The 18,309-nt window shown below is 45.1% G+C and carries 18 protein-coding genes; 1 reads left to right on the top strand and 17 read right to left on the bottom strand.

All coding sequences use genetic code 11. The features are described 5' to 3' along the window. Positions 1-83: 83 nt before the first annotated feature. The 12 genes from EJA10_RS21365 to EJA10_RS21310 all read right to left on the bottom strand — a co-directional run bounded on the left by EJA10_RS21365 (position 84) and on the right by EJA10_RS21310 (position 12,784). On the bottom strand, positions 84-1,373 hold the full coding sequence (locus tag EJA10_RS21365) for an adenylosuccinate synthase (RefSeq protein WP_125482066.1): 1,290 nt from the start codon (positions 1,371-1,373) through the stop codon (positions 84-86). Between the two features lie 192 nt (positions 1,374-1,565). Further along, complete coding sequence (gene dnaB / locus EJA10_RS21360) at positions 1,566-2,930, bottom strand: replicative DNA helicase (protein ID WP_125482065.1); 1,365 nt, start codon at positions 2,928-2,930, stop codon at positions 1,566-1,568. 123 nt (positions 2,931-3,053) lie between these two features. Next, positions 3,054-3,503 carry a 50S ribosomal protein L9 gene (rplI, locus tag EJA10_RS21355; protein WP_125482064.1) on the bottom strand — a complete coding sequence of 150 codons (450 nt, stop codon included), beginning with the start codon at positions 3,501-3,503 and terminating at the stop codon, positions 3,054-3,056. Continuing rightward, positions 3,500-5,473, bottom strand: coding sequence for a DHH family phosphoesterase (locus tag EJA10_RS21350; protein ID WP_125482063.1), 1,974 nt, complete (start codon positions 5,471-5,473; stop codon positions 3,500-3,502). Before EJA10_RS21350 ends, rplI begins: the two co-directional genes overlap by 4 nt. Positions 5,474-5,503: 30 nt before the next feature. Continuing rightward, positions 5,504-6,445: a YybS family protein gene (locus tag EJA10_RS21345; RefSeq protein ID WP_125482062.1), complete on the bottom strand. Its 942-nt coding sequence runs from the start codon at positions 6,443-6,445 to the stop codon at positions 5,504-5,506. 164 nt (positions 6,446-6,609) lie between these two features. After that, positions 6,610-6,846 carry a 30S ribosomal protein S18 gene (rpsR, locus tag EJA10_RS21340; RefSeq protein WP_125482101.1) on the bottom strand — a complete coding sequence of 79 codons (237 nt, stop codon included), beginning with the start codon at positions 6,844-6,846 and terminating at the stop codon, positions 6,610-6,612. Between the two features lie 51 nt (positions 6,847-6,897). Then, on the bottom strand, positions 6,898-7,380 hold the full coding sequence (gene ssb, locus EJA10_RS21335) for a single-stranded DNA-binding protein (protein WP_125482061.1): 483 nt from the start codon (positions 7,378-7,380) through the stop codon (positions 6,898-6,900). A 79-nt stretch (positions 7,381-7,459) separates the two neighbouring features. Then, complete coding sequence (rpsF, locus tag EJA10_RS21330; protein ID WP_125482060.1) at positions 7,460-7,747, bottom strand: 30S ribosomal protein S6; 288 nt, start codon at positions 7,745-7,747, stop codon at positions 7,460-7,462. Between the two features lie 231 nt (positions 7,748-7,978). Next, positions 7,979-9,079 carry a redox-regulated ATPase YchF gene (gene ychF / locus EJA10_RS21325; protein ID WP_125482059.1) on the bottom strand — a complete coding sequence of 367 codons (1,101 nt, stop codon included), beginning with the start codon at positions 9,077-9,079 and terminating at the stop codon, positions 7,979-7,981. A 508-nt stretch (positions 9,080-9,587) separates the two neighbouring features. Beyond that, positions 9,588-11,588, bottom strand: a complete 2,001-nt coding sequence (locus EJA10_RS21320) for a molybdopterin-dependent oxidoreductase (protein ID WP_125482058.1) — start codon at positions 11,586-11,588, stop codon at positions 9,588-9,590. A 76-nt stretch (positions 11,589-11,664) separates the two neighbouring features. Continuing rightward, complete coding sequence (locus EJA10_RS21315; protein ID WP_425462111.1) at positions 11,665-11,859, bottom strand: DUF951 domain-containing protein; 195 nt, start codon at positions 11,857-11,859, stop codon at positions 11,665-11,667. Between the two features lie 16 nt (positions 11,860-11,875). Next, positions 11,876-12,784, bottom strand: a complete 909-nt coding sequence (locus EJA10_RS21310) for a mechanosensitive ion channel family protein (RefSeq protein WP_125482056.1) — start codon at positions 12,782-12,784, stop codon at positions 11,876-11,878. A gap of 389 nt (positions 12,785-13,173) precedes the next feature. Between EJA10_RS21310 and yyaC the strand changes: the two genes are divergently transcribed. Continuing rightward, a complete protein-coding gene (gene yyaC / locus EJA10_RS21305) occupies positions 13,174-13,806 on the top strand; it encodes a spore protease YyaC (RefSeq protein ID WP_125482055.1) in 633 nt (210 codons plus the stop codon). A gap of 114 nt (positions 13,807-13,920) precedes the next feature. Here the strand turns inward: yyaC and EJA10_RS21300 are convergent, their stop codons facing one another. The 5 genes from EJA10_RS21300 to rsmG all read right to left on the bottom strand — a co-directional run bounded on the left by EJA10_RS21300 (position 13,921) and on the right by rsmG (position 18,295). After that, positions 13,921-14,631, bottom strand: coding sequence for a DUF554 domain-containing protein (locus tag EJA10_RS21300; protein ID WP_125482054.1), 711 nt, complete (start codon positions 14,629-14,631; stop codon positions 13,921-13,923). Positions 14,632-14,687: 56 nt separating this feature from the next. After that, positions 14,688-15,536, bottom strand: a complete 849-nt coding sequence (locus tag EJA10_RS21295) for a ParB/RepB/Spo0J family partition protein (protein ID WP_125482053.1) — start codon at positions 15,534-15,536, stop codon at positions 14,688-14,690. Continuing rightward, the gene (locus EJA10_RS21290) at positions 15,529-16,290 is read right to left on the bottom strand and encodes a ParA family protein (RefSeq protein WP_125482052.1); all 762 of its coding nucleotides are present in this window, start codon (positions 16,288-16,290) and stop codon (positions 15,529-15,531) included. The genes EJA10_RS21295 and EJA10_RS21290 overlap by 8 nt, the downstream gene beginning before the upstream one ends. Before the next feature lie 232 nt (positions 16,291-16,522). Next, positions 16,523-17,398 (bottom strand): nucleoid occlusion protein, encoded by an 876-nt coding sequence (gene noc, locus EJA10_RS21285; RefSeq protein ID WP_125482051.1) that lies wholly within the window; start codon positions 17,396-17,398, stop codon positions 16,523-16,525. Positions 17,399-17,578: 180 nt separating this feature from the next. Then, a complete protein-coding gene (gene rsmG, locus EJA10_RS21280) occupies positions 17,579-18,295 on the bottom strand; it encodes a 16S rRNA (guanine(527)-N(7))-methyltransferase RsmG (RefSeq protein WP_125482050.1) in 717 nt (238 codons plus the stop codon). Positions 18,296-18,309: the final 14 nt, after the last annotated feature.

The following is an 18,309-nucleotide window of genomic DNA, read 5'->3' as shown; positions in this document are numbered from 1 at the left end:
AACTGAAAACAACTGGTACTTTATATATCAAAACCAAAAACAAAACCCCCAATTCGGTGGATTGGGGGTTGGTTTGATATAGATTATGATCTCCAAGGGCTGCGGACTACGTTAGTCTGTGTGCGGTCCGGTCCGACGGAGAAGATGGATAATGGAATGCCTGTGAGCTGGGAGATGCGCTCTAGATAGTGTCTTGCGTTTTCTGGCAGCTCATCAAGTGATTTGACGCCTGTGATGTCTTCTGTCCAGCCTGGAAGCTCCTCGTAAACTGGTTCGCATTCTGCCAGCATCTTCAGGCTTGCCGGGAACTCCTCAATTAATTCGCCTCTGTAGCGGTAAGCCACACAGATTTTGAGTGTCTCGATTCCAGTAAGGACATCGATGGAGTTCAAGGATAGATCAGTAATTCCGCTGACACGGCGGGCATGGCGGACGACGACGCTGTCGAACCAGCCTACGCGGCGCGGACGGCCTGTTGTCGTGCCGTATTCACGGCCAACTTCGCGGATTTGGTTTCCGATTTCGTTATCCAGTTCTGTCGGGAATGGTCCATCCCCTACTCGTGTCGTATAGGCTTTTGAAACACCGACGATATGAGTGATTTTCGTTGGACCTACTCCAGAACCGATGGTCACCCCGCCTGCGACTGGGTTGGATGATGTGACAAATGGATATGTTCCCTGGTCGATATCAAGCATGACGCCCTGTGCGCCTTCGAAAAGCACGCGGCGCCCTTCATCAAGAGCATCATTCAACACAACAGATGTGTCGACAACATAATCTTTGATTTGCTGGCCATATTCATAATACTCGTCGAGGATATCCTCAATCTTGAAGCCCTCTGTTTCATAGATGCGCTCCAGCAAGCGGTTTTTTTCTTCAAGGTTGCGGGTAAGCTTTTCTTCGAACACTTCACGGTCCAAAAGGTCTGCAATCCTGATGCCGATACGTGCTGCCTTGTCCATATATGCTGGGCCAATTCCTTTTTTCGTCGTCCCAATCTTATTAGCGCCCTTGCTTGCTTCCTCGACCTCATCGAGCTTCAGGTGATATGGAAGAATGACATGTGCTCGGTTGCTGATGCGGAGATTGTCTGTAGAAACTCCTTTATCATGAAGATAAGCCAGTTCCTTCACAAGAGCTTTTGGGTCCACTACCATTCCATTCCCGATAACGCTGACTTTTTCTTTATAAAAAATCCCAGATGGAATTAAATGCAGTTTATATGTTTCACCATTGAACTTAATTGTATGTCCGGCGTTGTTTCCTCCCTGGTAACGGGCAATCACTTCGGCATTTTCTGATAGGAAGTCCGTGATTTTCCCTTTTCCTTCGTCTCCCCATTGTGTCCCAACTACTACTACTGATGACATATAAAAAGCACCTCCAAAGGTATACGGTTAATTTTTTTCCGTTTCAAACATATAAAGTTTACCAGCTTATGTAGTTATAAGTCAACAAAACACGAACATTAAATTTATATAACAATTTATTCGTTCGTATAATTAGTTTTAGTTTTAGCCCATTCAAAAAAAGAGAATCAATCCAAGAAGGATCAATTCTCATTATGCCCCTGGTGGAGCGTACGATTCATCATATCTATTCTCGATATTGACGAATTTATTGTATTCTTTCACAAACGCCAGTTTAACGGTTCCAACTGGGCCGTTACGCTGCTTGGCAATGATGATTTCGATAATGTTCTTGTCTTCGGACTCCTTGTCATAGTAGTCATCACGATACAGGAACGCAACGATATCAGCATCCTGCTCGATCGAACCGGATTCACGAATATCGGACATCATCGGACGCTTGTCCTGACGCTGTTCTACACCACGTGACAGCTGTGACAGGGCGATGACCGGCACTTGCAGTTCACGCGCCAGCTGCTTCAGGGAACGGGAAATCTCGGATACTTCCTGCTGGCGGTTTTCGCCGGCACGGCCGCTTCCCAGGATTAGCTGCAAGTAGTCGATCATGATCATGCCAAGGCCATGTTCCTGCTTCAGACGGCGGCATTTTGAGCGGATGTCGGTGATTTTCACACCTGGAGTATCATCAATGAAAATACCTGTATTGGACAGGCTTCCCATGGCCATTGTAAGCTTTCCCCAGTCCTCATCGGTCAAAGAACCGGTACGCAGTCTCTGGGCATCAATGTTTCCTTCAGCACAAAGGACACGCATGACAAGTTGTTCTGCACCCATCTCCAAACTGAAGATCGCAACGTTTTCTCCTGTCTTCTTCGCGACGTTCTGAGCAATATTCAAGGCAAAGGCCGTCTTACCTACGGAAGGACGGGCACCCACGATGATCAAGTCGTTTCGCTGGAAGCCAGCAGTTATGCGGTCAAGCTCGGTAAACCCAGTCTCCAGCCCTGTGATATCACCTTTGCGGTTATGCATCTCTTCAATATTGTCATATGTCCTGACCAGGACATCTTTTATATTATGGAAGGCGCCTCCGCCTTTACGCTGGGCGACCTCCATGATATTCTTTTCAGCTTCTGCAAGTAAAGCTTCCACTTCATCTTCGCGCATATAGCCATCTTCGGCTATGCCTGAAGCAGTACGGATCAGCCTTCTGAGCAGCGATTTTTCTTCTACGATTCTAGCATAATACTCTATATTCGCAGCCGTCGGTACGGATGCCGCCAATTCACTTAAATAACTGACCCCGCCAACGTCTTCAATCAGCTTGGACGAAGCCAGCTCTTCTGTGACGGTTACAAGGTCGATCGCTTTTCCTTTATCATTCAAATCCAGCATGACGCTGAAGATTTTCTGGTGTGCTACACGGTAAAAGTCTTCTGGTATAAGCAATTCCGAAGCAAGAGTTAAAGCTGATGGCTCTAAAAATATTGCACCAATTACGGCTTGTTCCGCTTCCATATTTTGTGGCGGAAGTCGATCCGCGAATAACTCACTCATCTGCCAGCCCCCTTACAAAGTGACTCTCTCTTTTTGAACAGAAAAAAGTGACCAGCAGCACCGATCACCTATTTTCTGTAACTATATTATTTTATCATGTTTATGACTATATGGAACTGTAAATTATTTACCTTCTTTTACATGAACATTCAAAGTTGCCTGGACTTCTTTGTGAAGCTTCACAGGAACCTTTGTATAGCCGAGTGTACGGATAGCATCCTGAAGCTCGATCTTACGCTTGTCAAGCTTGATTCCGTGGGCTTTTTGCAGTTCTTCGGCAATCTGCTTGCTTGTGATAGAACCGAAAAGACGGCCGTCTTCACCTGATTTTGCAGATAATTCAACGGTTACCTTTTCGAGTGTTTCCTTCAATACCTTCGCATCTTCCACTTCCTGCTGAGCAATTTTCTCTTCTTTTTTCTGCTGGGCATTCAAGGAACTCATCGCAGCCTGGTTTGCTTCGACAGCAAGTCCCTGCTTGATCAGGAAGTTGTGCGCGTAACCATCTGCCACATTTTTGATTTCGCCTTTTTTGCCTTTTCCTTTAACATCCTTCAAAAAGATTACTTTCATTCTTTTTGTCCCCCTTCTAAATAGTCATCTATTGCATTGTGTAAAAGAGTCTCCGCTTCCTCAACTGAAATGTCATACATTTGTGTAGCGGCATTGGTTAAATGACCGCCTCCCTCGAGGTTCTCCATGACAACCTGGACATTGATCTCGCCAAGAGACCTTGCGCTGATCCCGATTGTATCGTCTGCTTTTTTCGAGATGACGAATGAGGCGGATACTCCGTCCATCGTCAAAAGTGTATCAGCCGCCTGAGCAATAAGCACCTGATCGCAGTATTCATTTTCATTGTTTTTTGAAATAACGATGCCATCCCGGTAAAAATAAACATTTTCAATGATCTTTGCTCTTTTAACATACGTATTAATATCTTCCTTCAAGAACCTCTGGACGAGAACCGTATCTGCACCATGGCTGCGCAGATAAGATGCTGCATCAAAGGTACGTGCGCCGGTCCTTAGCGTAAAGCTCTTCGTATCGACAATAATCCCTGCCAATAAAGCAGTTGCCTCAAGCATCTGGATCTTTCCGTTTTTCGGCTGGTATTCAAGCAGCTCGGTCACCAGTTCTGCTGTAGATGAAGCATATGGTTCCATATAGACGAGCAGCGGATTCTTGATGAATTCCTCACCGCGGCGATGATGATCAATCACGATGACATTCTCGATCCGGTTCAGCAGCCTTTCATCAATCACCAGTGACGGTTTATGTGTATCGACGACGACAAGCAGAGTATCGTCTGAGGCAATTTCATATGCCTGTTCTGGTGTAATGAAGCGCGAGTACAATGTCTCATTCTGCTTGATTTCATCCATCAGGCGCTGTACGCCCGTATCAATTTCATTCTTATTATAAACAATGAAGCCTTCACGCTTATTCATTTGGGCGACCTTGAGAATTCCGATTGCTGAACCGATGGCATCCATATCAGGATGTTTATGGCCCATAATCAGGACCTTGTCGCTTTCACTGACCAATTCCTTTAAAGCATGGGAAATAACGCGCGCTCTGACCCGTGTCCGTTTTTCAACAGGGTTCGTCTTGCCTCCGTAGAATTTCACCTTGCCGTTTGGCTGCTTGATAGCCACCTGGTCTCCGCCGCGTCCTAAAGCAAGGTCGAGGCTGGACTGCGCCTGTGTACCAAGTTCCGGCAAAGATGCATACCCAGTCCCAACGCCGATACTCAGTGTCAGTGGCACATTTTGCTTGGATGATGTTTCCCTTACTTCATCAAGGATGGTGAATTTGCCTTTTTCTAGCAGATGGAGAATATGTTCACTAAAGACCGCGATGAATCTTTCGGAAGAAACCCTCTTGAGGAAAACGCCATTATTGGTTGCCCATTTATTTAAAATGGACGTAACGAGGCTGTTTAAGCTGCTTTTCGTCTGATCATCCATTCCCTGCGTCAATTCTTCGTAATTATCAAGGTAGATAATTGCAATGACCGTACGCTCATCATGGTACATCTTTTCGATTTCCGCCTGTTCGGTCACATCGAAAAAGTAGAGCAGACGCTCCTCGGGCTTATGGATGACCCTGAATTTCCGGTCGTGCAGCGTGATGATTTCCGTTTCCACTTCTTGCTTGATCAATGGAACAACCGCATCAGCCACGTCATACAAAGACCTGCCGACCAGCGTGTCTTCATTGAAGCAGGAAGCAATGAACGGGTTGGTCCATTCAATGTAATAATCATCGTTGATCAGCATGATCCCGATCGGCATTTCCATTAACGCTTCTTCGCCGACCTTTTTAACCCGATAAGACAGCGTCGAAATATACTCCTCTGTCTCCTGCCTTATTTTATGGTTCACTTGAAAAATGAGATATATCAACAGGCCAGTGAGAATGAACCCTGCTGCTCCTATAATCCAGTTATAGTAAGACAGAAATCCAATTAGCACCAGTGTTACGGCCATCAATCCATACAATGGATAACGTATTTGCCGCCTCTCTAAATAAGAAGGCATGTGCTCAGCTCCTAAAGCGTTAGTTTCTGATTACTTCTTCTCCCCAAGACGTTTTCTTAAGTCAAACCCTAAATCAATTATACCTAATATCCTCACAATATAAAGAACAAATGGGAAGAGGAAGAGAAGGACAACTACAATAATAGGAATAGCCTTGGAATACCCTTTCAGGTGGGTAAAATAAAACACCAGGGAGAGCCCTTGCAGGACCATCAGCATTTGCAGGATGAACGTCAGATTGGAAATGGCCCAATACCAGTAAGTCCCCTCTTCCGGCTGCATGATCAATGCTGCGACCATTGCAATGAGGTAATACCATAGGATGCTCTTAGGAAATTGTAATTCCCTGAACGGACGCCAATTCGGCACCTTCACACCAAAGCGTTTTAGGAATGGAACAGCAGCAAGCTGAAGCAGGAACGTGATACTAAAAGCCGCCATGACGAACATGCTCGGCACGAGTGTTTCAACCATGTCCACCATTAATGCTAATTGATCGACGACCTTTTGATCAGGAGCTTGGCCCAATTGTTCCATCAACTTGATCGACTGGTCAACGGAAGCGCGTAAGATTTCCACCATTTCTTCAATCGCATTGATATTAAACAAGACAATAGACAATGCATATTGTGCCACAATATTAACTAGAAACACGACTGAACCGGCAATATAGGACGCTTCCCTGCTTTTCCCTTCCCTCACCATATAGCCCATTACAGCACCAGTAGCGCCAAATGCCAAAGCCATCGGTATGGCAAGGAACGAACCAAGAATCAACGAGATCAACACCGCTGCAATTGTAAAAACAGCCGTGCTTTTTCCATCATATTTCGCCCCGAACAACATGAACGGCAGCGAAAGGAAAAACAATACTACCGTGCCCAGCACGGGAACATAAAGTGTAATCAATAATAAAACAGCAAAAATCGCTAACAGGACGGCTCCTTCTGTCAGCTTATATGTATTTTTCATAAGTCACCTCAAAAAGTTACGCTTGCTTCTTGCAATTTCGGTTCCGAACAATAAAAGAACCGATAAGAACTATTTTAGCTTCAAAACATCGGACAAGCAAACGAAGTGCCAAATGCTAATATAAAAGGCAGCGGGAAGCCCCGCTGCCTTTTAAAATCCGATCATTATTCGCCTGAAACGTATGGCAGTAATGCCATTTGACGAGCACGTTTGATCGCAACTGTCAATTTACGCTGATACTTAGCGCTAGTTCCAGTTACACGGCGTGGTAAAATTTTACCGCGCTCAGAGATGAATTTTTTCAAAAGATCTGTTTCTTTGTAATCAATCTTAGTGATTCCGTTTGCTGTGAAGTAGCAAACCTTACGGCGTTTTGCACGTCCGCCTCTGCGTCCACCCATTGCCATGGTCATTTCCCTCCTTGTGTATTTTATTATACGTCCGAGTATATATTAGAATGGAAGATCATCATCTGAAATGTCGATTTGGCCGCCACCTGCAAATGGATCTTCATCTACTTTTGTATAGCTGTTTTGGCGTTGATTCTGATTCCCGAATGCGGAACCTTGATCATTTTGGCGGGAATAATTGTTATCCCCTCTGTCCGAGGACTGTCCTTTTGGCTCAAGGAACTGAACACTCTCAGCAAGGACTTCAGTCACGTATACACGCTTACCATCTTGTCCATCATAGCTGCGAGTTTGAACGCGGCCATCTACACCTGCAAGGCTTCCTTTCTTCAGGAAGTTAGCAACGTTCTCAGCTGGACGGCGCCATACCACACAGTTAATGAAGTCCGCTTCTCTTTCCCCCTGCTGGTTGGTAAATGCACGATTTACCGCAAGAGTGAAAGTAGCAACTGCAACTCCATTCGGTGTGAAACGTAATTCAGGATCCTTAGTCAAACGGCCGACAAGAATGACACGATTCATCATCAGAATCAACTCCTTCCCCCCAGATCGAATGTTTCATGTGAAACAAATTCGGCTGAAAGTTTATATTTAAATCTATTTATTATTCTTCTTCTTTGATTACGATGTGGCGAAGGATATCTTCGTTGATTTTAGCAAGACGAGAGAATTCCTCAACTGCTGCCGGAGTAGCGCTTACCTTAACAAGCTGGTAGTAGCCATCACGGAAATCATTGATTTCATAAGCAAGACGGCGTTTGCCCCACTCTTTAGCTTCTGAAACTTCCGCACCGTTTTCTGTTAGGATACCACTGAAACGCTCAGTAAGAGCCTTCTTAGCTTCCTCTTCAATATTTGGGCGGATGATGTACATAATTTCGTACTTTCTCATCACTGTCACCTCCTTTTGGTCTAAACGGCCCCACAGGGCAAGGAGTAATTGTTTAATTACTCACAAGATGAAATTATATCACAGAACATTTCCAAAAGCAATGCTATGTAAAAACGATTCTGTTCTATCACTTCCTATAAATAAATACTAACATATGTTCGTGTTTTTGTCCAAGCATATTAGTTAAAAAATAAAGCCCTGCAATTTTGGCAGGGCTCACTCATTTCTTTATTATACGTTAAAGCGGAAGTGGATGATGTCTCCGTCTTTCACTTCGTATTCTTTTCCTTCCAGGCGTACCTTTCCGGCTTCCTTGGCAGCTGTCATCGATCCGGCTGCAAGCAGGTCATCGTAATGGACCGTTTCGGCACGGATGAATCCGCGTTCGAAGTCTGAGTGGATGATTCCCGCACACTGTGGTGCCTTCATGCCGCGACGGAAAGTCCAGGCACGGACTTCTTGTACACCAGCTGTGAAGTAGGTGGACAATCCAAGCAGGCTGTATGCAGCGCGAATCAGCTGATCAAGACCAGATTCTTCGATGCCAAGCTCCTCGAGGAACATTTGCTTTTCATCGCCTTCAAGTTCAGAGATTTCCTCTTCGATCTTCGCACAAACCACAATTACTTCCGCATTGTCCTTTTCAGCGAATTCGCGAACTTGCTGTACGTACTCATTGCCGCTTGGATCTGCAACATCATCTTCGCCGACATTGGCAACATACAGCATTGGCTTGATTGTCAGCAAATGCATATGCTTAACGACTTTCATTTCTTCTTCCGTGAATTCAACAGTACGTGCTGGCTGCTCAGCTTCAAATGCCTCGCGAAGGCGAGTAAGGATTGGCAGCTCGAAAGAAGCCTCTTTGTCCTTTTGCTTGGCAAGCTTTTCAACACGGCCGATTCTTTTTTCAACAGATTCAAGGTCAGCGAGGATCAATTCAAGATTGATGACTTCAATATCAGAGACAGGGTCAACTTTACCTGCAACGTGAGTGATATTGTCATCTGCAAAGCAGCGCACTACCTGACAGATCGCATCCACCTGACGAATATGTGAAAGAAACTTGTTCCCGAGCCCTTCACCTTTGCTCGCACCTTTAACGATCCCAGCGATGTCAGTGAATTCAAAAGCAGTCGGTACAGTCTTTTTCGGCTGGACAAGCTCAGTCAATTTAGTTAAACGATGGTCAGGAACCTCAACGATTCCGACATTCGGGTCAATCGTACAGAACGGATAGTTGGCTGATTCGGCACCAGCCTGTGTGATCGCATTAAACAATGTTGATTTCCCGACGTTAGGAAGTCCAACAATACCTGCTGTTAAAGCCATCCATGTCACTCCTCTATTTAAAAAAGTATCTATTCAAGCAAGAATCACCTAAACGATTTTTTCCTCTCACAATTATAGAGATTACAGCAAGAAAAGACAAGCTTGTAAAAGGAAGCTGTCAGACAGAGGGAAATTCAAATACATAGATGGGCTTTGATAACCAAGGTCCCTTCGTTCGTAGGTTTACCATCCAGATAGGCATTATTGGTGACCTCTTTTTTGGATTTCCATAGATTTTGGTCATCAATAGCCTTTATTGGTGACCTCTTTTCTATATTCCCATGTTTTTTGGTCACCAATAGCCCTCATTGGTGACCTCTTTTCTATATCCTCCATGTTTTTTGGTAACCAATAGCCCTCATTGGTTACCTTTTTTTCTCAGAACCTTGATATCAGGGCGCCAATGATCTTCATTGATGACCAATTTCTTCTGCACCTCGATTTTGGGGTTTCAATCAGACCCCTAACACAAAAGAAAACCGCACCCAAAAGAAGTGCGGTTACCAAACTATTCATTTTCAACTTTTTCAATATTGACCAGGCAATCGTAAAGTGTGCTTCCAAGGCCATTGTCCGATTCCCTGCTTGAGGTCAGCTGGTTGACAGACCCTCCGAACCTGGCGCTCAATCCTTCGTCGATATTGACGGTTCCCGGATGGGCAGCCTTGAGGATTGAAACTCTTCCATGAATTTCCCCTCTGTCATTCCAGACACGGACATCATCATTTTCCTGCAGGCCTTTTTCAGCAGCCACACTTTTGGCCATTTCCACTTTCACATAAGGTTTTGGCTGGAACAGGTGGAAATGCTGTGAATGGTTGGATCGCAACGGGTGGATCGTCAGCAATGTATATGGATATTTTTCCGCCAGCTCGGGATTGGTCCATTTTGTCTCGGTTGGCAGCGAAAGCTTGATTGAGCCGTCAGCAACTGAAGATGAAGTGAATTCATATTTCCTGCTTGGCGTTTTGAAGTTCCGGTCTGCCCATGGAACTTCATCCACTGGCAGCTCGGCAAATCTTTCTTCACGGATTTTATCGAGAGTAATGCCCTTCTGTGTCAGGGAAGCAAGACCCATTTCCATGAATTCTTCTCTCGTAAAATCAAACTCTTCACCAAAACCTAATCTCTTCGCCAGTTCTGCCCAAATCCAGGCATCTGGCTTCGCTTCTCCTGGCGGGTCAACGAGCTTCGGGCCATGGTTCACGTAATGATGGTACATTGAAGAGTAATATACATCCTCCACCTCGAATGACGTCGCTGCAGGAAGCACGTAATCTGCAAGCTCCGCCGTGTCCGTCATATAATGGTCAATGACCACGAGCGTTTCAAGCGATTCAAAAGCTTCTTTCACTGTGTTCGTGTCCGGTACCTGTGTTAGCGGATTTCCGCACGTGACGATCCCCATTTTTATCTCCGGGTCAACAGCTGAGAGGATTCCCTCTGCCTGCCTCATCATCGTGAAGGTTCGTGCAGAGCTTTTCCGCTCAGGCAAGGTCATGTTTTGATAATCAAAGCTCTGTCCAACCTGCTTGTTCGCATAGTTGGCACCGCCGCCAGGAATGCCGATATTGCCGCTGATTGCCACTAATGCATCCAGAAGCCTGATCGTATTTCCGCCATTTTTATACCGCTGCATGCCAAGGCCCATGATCGTGGAAACAGGACGGTCAGCATACACATCGGCAAGGTGGCTGATGGTTTCTACTGGAACTTCAGTTACTTCACTTATATAGCCCAATGTCACGCTATCCAACAATGCCTTTAGGTCTTCGAAGCCGACAGAATGGTTTGCCAGGAACTCCTCATCCTCCAGGTTCATCCTCAGCATTTCCTTCATGATCCCCGCTGCCAGAAGACCATCGAAACCTGGCTTGATGGAAATATATTCGTTCGCCAGCTTGGCCGTGGCGTTATAAATTGGATCGATGACATAGATCTTTGTTCCATTTTTTTTCACATTCTGCAGGTTTTGAAAAAGGTGCATATTGGTCCGTGCGACATTCCTGCCCCAGATGACCACATGGTTGCTGTTGGCCAAATCCGCTGGTGCATGGCTGTATGCATCGCCAAAGTCCCAGTTCTGCGCTTCAATCCCGGCTCCCCAGCAGATCGATCCGGTCAATTCCGTAACTCCGCCGTATAAATTGAAGAAGCGGCTGTCCAGGTTTGACAGAAGGCCGCTGTTCGCATAATCATGACTGTGCAGCACAGAAGCCGTTCCAAAAGTTTCTTTATAATATGCCAGCTTTTCAGCGATCTCATTGAGTGCCTGTTCCCATGAGACCCTTTGGAAGCTGCCGTCCACTTTTTTCAGTGGATAAAACAGTCGATCTTCGGCATTCGTCCTGTTCTCAAGCATCCGGCCACGGCTGCAAATTTTCCCCTGTGTGATGGGATGCTCCGGATTGCCTTCAACCTTTGTCACCTTTCCGTCCTCCACGGTAACAAGGAACCCGCAGCTGTCCCAGCAATTCAACGGACAAGCTGAATGATATACTGTCGCCACTTCCTCATCTCCCCACGTTGTCTCTGTAAGTTTTACTAATAAGAATAATACATTTGAAGTAAAAAAAGAAGCAGGATTATTCCTCCTGCTTCGATAAAACCTTCTTCACTTTCCTCGTAAATTCTTTTCTTGGAATTAAGACACTGTGCTGGCAGCCTTCACATTTGATTCGGAAGTCCATTCCAAGCCGGATGACTCTCCACTTGTTGGTGCCGCAAGGATGTGGTTTTTTCATTTCAACAACGTCATTAAGTTGAAATTCGTGCTCCAAATTCAAAACCCCCTGTTTATTTTCCGAATTCTTTTTGTGCCCCGCCTTCCTGGCGTGAGTACATCACCATTCTTGGGAATGGAATCTCGATTCCGTGTTCATCGAGGACAAGCTTAATATCCTTGCGCAGCTTTCTCCCCATATACCAATGCTTCATCGGAAGAGTTTCCGCCACGATCCGCAGAACGACCTCTGACGCCCCGAATTGCTGTACCCCTAACAGTTCCGGTGTTTTAACGAGCTCAGGGTACTTTTCAGTCGTGGTTTCGAGATACTCCTGGATCACCTTTTCCGCGTATTCAATATCCCCTTCATAAGCAATTCCAATATCAAGTACGGAAACACTGTTGTAAAGTGAGAAGTTCGTAACCTCTACAATGCTGCCATTTGGAAGAATATTGATTTCTCCCGTAAAGCTTTTAATCTTCGTCGTCCTTAGCCCGATTTCCTCCACAGTTCCTTCAAATTGTCCAATTCTCACATAATCTCCTACCGAGAACTGGTCTTCAAATATAATGAAGAAACCGGTAATGATATCCTTGACCAGACTTTGGGCTCCGAAACCGACAGCCAGACCAACAATCCCCGCCCCAGCGAGCATAGCTTGGACATTGATCGTTAATGCCGAAAGAATCGACATGATCGTGATAAAGTAGACCACGTATGTCAGGATATTTTCAAGCAGCTTTTGCAGCGTCGTTTCACGTCTCTCTGAAACCCTCATAGGCGCCTTCGTTCTCATCCTGAAAAAATTATGGATCGCAAGCTTGCCAATCCGGATCAGCAATCCGGAGATGATCAAGATTGCGACGATTTTCAGGACACTTTCGCCAATGGCAAACCAAAGATTTTCGTCCAGCAGCTTTTGGCTGAATTTATTATAGAACGCTTGCGTTTTGCTTATTGTCTCTTCTGTTTTAGTCATATTTTCACCACCAAAAAGGATTCACCACATAATGTAACAAAGTAGAACCATTCTTTAAAACACAATCATTTTATCAAGTTTTATACTATAGATAAAGAAGGCTGTTTACGTTTAATGAGATATTAACAGTCTTCACATAAGATTTCTTTTGTAAAATTAGACCTGCACGAGACCGCTTTTCTATTTTACAATAACAATAAAGCTTTTTAACAGAGACCATACCCGTATTTTACCCTGCTTCCGAAAATAAAGATTTCATAGGTTATTATTCCTACAAAATTATTCCCGTGCTCCTAAAGACCCTGTTTAAATGTTTCTGTTTACAGGTATGTATAGATTACAAAAAAAGTCCGTATACTGATAGTACGAATTTTTAAGGAGTGGAGCCAATGAATCTCAAAAACCATTTTTTCGAGCGGAAAAACAGTGTGGCAAAAATTAACCATGAAGATGATCTGGCAGCTGAGAAGCTGGCAGCGGAAATCCTGGACCATTTGCCTAATTACAGCGCTCGTCCCATCGTTTTTGTCTGCATTGGAACCGACCGCTCCACTGGTGATTCATTGGGCCCGCTAATCGGTACACTGCTTCATGAAAAGGAGATTTCCCCCTACCATGTGTATGGGACACTCGATGATCCCATCCATGCCGTCAATATGGAAGAAAAACTGGCGGAAATCAAGCAAAAGCACTTCAATCCTTTTATCATTGGCATCGATGCCTGCCTTGGCCGTCTAAAAAGCGTGGGTTCCATCCAGGTCGGCAATGGACCTGTAAAGCCAGGTGCCGGCGTAAATAAAGATCTTCCTGAGGTGGGCAATATGCACATTACCGGAATCGTAAATGTCAGTGGTTTCATGGAGTTCTTTGTCTTGCAGAATACAAGGCTGAATCTCGTCTTAAAAATGGCGAAGACGATTGCAAATGGCATCCATGAGAGCTGCGTCCAGCTACCCAAAAAGCAGGAATGGCCAAAATTGAGCTGGGACCTTGAAGCCGACCAGCCGACTGTTGCGGAATGAATATAGCTGGAGATAATCAAAACGCCTGGAATCCCGTCCAGGCGTTTTTCTATTTGCAAACCCTTTTCGTTTATAATTTTTCCGAGCCATAAAACGCCAGCAGCCCAAGCACTTTTATATCCCAATCATATAATGACTGATCGTGACAAGCACAGCGGTCACCAGGATGCCCGGGAGCAGGTTCGCAACCCGGATTTTGGTCAAACCGATCATGTTCAGCCCAATGGCAAAAATCATGACTCCGCCAGTTGCTGTCAACTCGAGGATAAAGCTGTCCATCAGGGCCTGTGGAATCAGTTTATCGATTTGGGTGGCGAATAAAGCAATCGTTCCTTGATAGAGCATGACTGGAATCGCGGAAAAAAGCACTCCAATCCCCAGCGTTGTAGTCAGAATTAGAGCGGTGAAGCCGTCAATGATTGCCTTCGTGTACAGAACATCATGGTCACCGCGGATGCCGCTGTCGAGAGCTCCGATAATCGCCATCGCCCCGATGACAAAAATCAGCGTAGCAGTTACAAATCCCTGTGAAATGCTGCCTTCTCCTTTTGACCCAATCCTCCGCTCAAGCCAATCCCCGGTTGCGTTCAGCTTGTCTTCTAGCTTCCAGGCTTCGCCTAGCACTGCACCAATCACGAGACTTAGTATGACGATCAGGAAATTCGCGCTTTTGAAGCCCATCTGCAAGCCCAGCACCATGACGGAAAGGCCGATCCCGTGCATAACGGTTGTTTTCATATTTTCCGGGATCCTCGTGAGCATCCTTCCTAACAAGGTTCCTATGATAATCAATAATCCATTCACGATGGTGCCAAATAAAAACATATCGTTCACCTTTTTATTTTTAGTTATGTAAAAAAAGAAGCCATCGAGTTGATAGCTTAAGATTGTTGCTGATCTAATAATTCAAGGATCCGGTCCAGATCATCTTTCGAGAAAAATTCTATTTCAATTTTCCCTTTATTTTTAGATTGCTTGATATTTACAGTAGTGCCAAAGCGTTCACGAAGCGATGTTTCGCGTTCACGGATGAACACATCCTTCGCCACTTTTTCTTTTTTTGTTTCACGTGGAACAATTTCGTTCATCTGCTGGATCAGCTGTTCAAGCTGGCGGACATTCATGCCCTCCTTAAGAATCTTATCGACCAGGATTGGCAGCTTGTCTTTTTTTCTTAATCCAAGCAAAGCGCGTCCATGTCCCATCGAAATCTTCCCATCAGAAATGAGCTCCTGGATTTTTGGAGGCAGTGACAGCAAACGGATGTGGTTCGCCAAATGCGGCCTACTTTTGCCGAGTCTCTTTGCCAGCTCCTCTTGAGTGAGCTTCAATTTTTCCATCAACGTCTGGTAAGCGATTCCCTCTTCAATTGGGTTCAGATCTTCACGCTGAAGATTTTCAAGGACTGCGAGCTCCATCATTTGCTGTTCATTCAATTCCCTGACAACAGCCGGCACCGTTTCCAGCTTTGCTGCTTTCGCCGCACGGAAACGCCTCTCGCCAACGACGATTTCATAGCCTTTAATGGTTTTCCTGACAATAATCGGCTGCAGGATGCCATGCTCCTGAATCGAAAGTTTCAGCTCTTCAATTGCTTCCGGCTGGAAAACCTTTCGAGGTTGATAAGGATTCGGCCTTATTTCCTTGATGCTGATCTCCTGGACTTTTTCTTCTTTTTCAGCTTCCATGTTAAAGAATGCATTCAATCCTTTTCCTAAGCCTTTAGCCATTTGCAACCACTTCCTTTGCAAGATCTAAGTATACCTCAGCCCCGCGGGACTTCGGATCATAAATGATAATTGGCTCTCCATGGCTTGGAGCTTCACTTAGACGGACATTCCGTGGAATAACAGTATGATACACCTTGTCCTGGAAGTATTTCTTCACTTCCTCAATTACCTGCAGACCGAGATTCGTTCGCGCATCAAGCATCGTCAGCAGCACACCTTCAATTTTCAAATCCTGATTCAAATGCTTTTGGACCAGGCGCACCGTATTCAGAAGCTGGCTAAGGCCTTCTAGCGCATAATATTCACACTGGACCGGGATGATGACAGCATCCGAAGCAGTCAATGCGTTCAGTGTCAATAACCCGAGAGACGGCGGGCAATCAATCAAAATATAATCAAAACGGTCCTTTACTTCCTCAAGCGCCCGCTTTAGACGGACCTCACGTGAAATAGTCGGAACCAATTCAATTTCCGCACCCGCGAGCTGGATGGTCGCAGGAATGACATACAGGTTCTCCACGGAAGTCGGATGGATCACTTTCATCGCTTCAACATCATCTACAAGCACATCATATATACACTGTTCGACGTCCGCTTTTTCAATGCCCACACCGCTAGTGGCATTTCCCTGAGGATCCGTATCGACAAGAAGCACTTTTTTTCCTATGTATGCAAGGCATGCCCCGAGGTTTACTGAGGTCGTCGTCTTGCCAACTCCACCCTTTTGGTTCGCAATCGCAATGATTTTCCCCACATTGTCACCTACTTTCAAAACCCGTAAAATAACTTATTCAGCTCTTTTAAGCAAAAAATGCAATAAGAATAACGCTCCCTCTTAAAATCAACGAGAGCAAAAAAGCAATCATGTATTCTATTTTAGCATGAATTAAGAGAGTTGATAGAATTTTTATTAAAAAGAAATAATGCGGTAATATAGGAGTTTATTAATCTAAAAAAGTGGCGGACGCATAGTCCCCCACTTTACACTATTTCTTTTTAGGTATCCGGATTGTGAACTGGTAGAATTCATCGAACTCTTCTTCTTCCGAATCGAGTTTGATGCCGCTGTCGGAAACCATCGTCAGCGATTGGCGAATCGTATTGACGGCGATCCGCATGTCTTTGCTGAATGCTTTTCGCTTCGGCTTCGGTTTTTCCTCATTTTGGCTGAGCAGCTTGACGACGCGTTCTTCCGTTTGTTTGACGTTGAGAGATTTCTCAATGACTTCTTCCAACAACTGAACCTGCAGCTGTGGATTCTTTAACGGAATCAGGGAACGGGCATGACGCTCAGTGATTAATTTATTTAAAAGTGCATCCTGTACTTCCTGTGGTAGCTTCAACAAACGGAGCTTATTTGCGACCGTCGATTGTCCCTTGCCCAGTCTTTGGGCCAATGCTTCCTGGGTAAGATTATGGATTTCCAGCAGTTTTCCATATGCGATCGCTTCTTCAATCGGAGAAAGCTCCTCACGCTGGAGGTTTTCAATCAACGCAACAGAAGCTGTTTCGGAATCAGACAGATTTTTGACAATCGCCGGAACTTCTTCCCACTCAAGCTTTTTCATTGCGCGCCAGCGGCGTTCCCCGGCAATGATTTCAAATCGATCCTCGTCAAATTCACGGACGACGATTGGCTGGATTACTCCATGTATATGAATGGTACGCGCCAATTCTTCGATTTTTTCATCATCAAAAACAGTTCTTGGCTGGTATCTATTTGGAATAATATGGTCAATCGGGATTTTCTTAATTTCTTCGTTTTCTACGTTGTCAATATCCTCAACCGTCTGCTCTTCCACTTGGCTCCGTTCTTTTTCCTTTTCCCCAAGGCCAAAAAAGCGCGAAAAAGAAGGCTTCATCACCCTACACCACCTTTATGAACTCCCTATTACATATTCTCTATAAAAATGACAAGTTCCTGCCTATAGACTCTATTATAAACTAAAATTCATCTTCAAAATAGGACAAAAAGCGCAAGCGCACCAATCATGCCCGGACCGCCCTGATGCATAGTCCAGGCTGATAGTGCTCAGGAAACTCTATTCGATAGGCGTTTTGTTTGGAGTTCCCGGTTTTCTTGGGTATTTCTTTGGTGTTGTTTTTTGTTTGTTAATGATCAGGATATTCCGTTCACTTTCTTCTACAGGAAGCGTAAAGGAATGGATGGAATCAAGCTTTCCTCCAAGAATTCCAATCGCTTTTTCGCCAACCTGAAGCTCTTCGCCAGCCTGGTTGCCCTTCATTGCGATGAATGTGCCGCCAACCTTTGCTAAAGGTAGGCAAAGCTCGCTTAAAACAGACATTCTCGCAACGGCCCTGGCCATGACGACATCGTATTGTTCACGATGAGCCGGGTTTTGCCCGAATGTTTCTGCCCGGTCATGGATGAAAGTCGTGCCTTCCAAACCTAGTTCTTTCGCCAGCTGCTCCAGGAAAGTGATCCGTTTATTCAGGGAATCAACGATGGTCACCTTCAGTTTTGGAAAAGCGATTTTGATTGGGATACTCGGGAAACCGGCACCAGCGCCAACATCACACAAATTGAGCGGCTTATTAAAGTCAAAATAGAAGGCTGCAGAAACAGAATCATAGAAATGCTTCAAATACACTTCCGGTTTTTCCGTAATCGCAGTCAGATTCATTTTTTCATTCCACTCGACAAGCATGTGGTAATACTTTTCATACTGGTCCATTTGCTGCTGAGAAAGCTCGATTCCCTTCTCGGCGAGCATTGCTTTAAATTGATCTGTATTCATAAGCCAACCCTTTC

Origin of the sequence: Mesobacillus subterraneus (assembly GCF_003937825.1) — a bacterium.
GTDB classification, from domain to species: Bacteria; Bacillota; Bacilli; order Bacillales; family Cytobacillaceae; genus Mesobacillus; species Mesobacillus subterraneus.
This window is presented reverse-complemented; position numbering and strand designations above follow the sequence as displayed.

Coding starts and splice junctions, on each gene's coding strand:
- rsmG (WP_125482050.1), bottom strand. CDS start 18,295: ATGAATACAGATCAATTTAAAGCAATGCTCGCCGAGAAGGGAATCGAG.
- ssb (WP_125482061.1), bottom strand. CDS start 7,380: ATGATGAATCGTGTCATTCTTGTCGGCCGTTTGACTAAGGATCCTGAA.
- EJA10_RS21345 (WP_125482062.1), bottom strand. CDS start 6,445: ATGAAAAATACATATAAGCTGACAGAAGGAGCCGTCCTGTTAGCGATT.
- ychF (WP_125482059.1), bottom strand. CDS start 9,079: ATGGCTTTAACAGCAGGTATTGTTGGACTTCCTAACGTCGGGAAATCA.
- rplI (WP_125482064.1), bottom strand. CDS start 3,503: ATGAAAGTAATCTTTTTGAAGGATGTTAAAGGAAAAGGCAAAAAAGGC.
- rpsR (WP_125482101.1), bottom strand. CDS start 6,846: ATGGGTGGACGCAGAGGCGGACGTGCAAAACGCCGTAAGGTTTGCTAC.
- noc (WP_125482051.1), bottom strand. CDS start 17,398: ATGAAGCCTTCTTTTTCGCGCTTTTTTGGCCTTGGGGAAAAGGAAAAA.
- EJA10_RS21310 (WP_125482056.1), bottom strand. CDS start 12,784: ATGACTAAAACAGAAGAGACAATAAGCAAAACGCAAGCGTTCTATAAT.
- rpsF (WP_125482060.1), bottom strand. CDS start 7,747: ATGAGAAAGTACGAAATTATGTACATCATCCGCCCAAATATTGAAGAG.
- EJA10_RS21365 (WP_125482066.1), bottom strand. CDS start 1,373: ATGTCATCAGTAGTAGTAGTTGGGACACAATGGGGAGACGAAGGAAAA.
- EJA10_RS21295 (WP_125482053.1), bottom strand. CDS start 15,536: ATGGCTAAAGGCTTAGGAAAAGGATTGAATGCATTCTTTAACATGGAA.
- yyaC (WP_125482055.1), top strand. CDS start 13,174: ATGAATCTCAAAAACCATTTTTTCGAGCGGAAAAACAGTGTGGCAAAA.
- dnaB (WP_125482065.1), bottom strand. CDS start 2,930: ATGAGTGAGTTATTCGCGGATCGACTTCCGCCACAAAATATGGAAGCG.
- EJA10_RS21300 (WP_125482054.1), bottom strand. CDS start 14,631: ATGTTTTTATTTGGCACCATCGTGAATGGATTATTGATTATCATAGGA.
- EJA10_RS21350 (WP_125482063.1), bottom strand. CDS start 5,473: ATGCCTTCTTATTTAGAGAGGCGGCAAATACGTTATCCATTGTATGGA.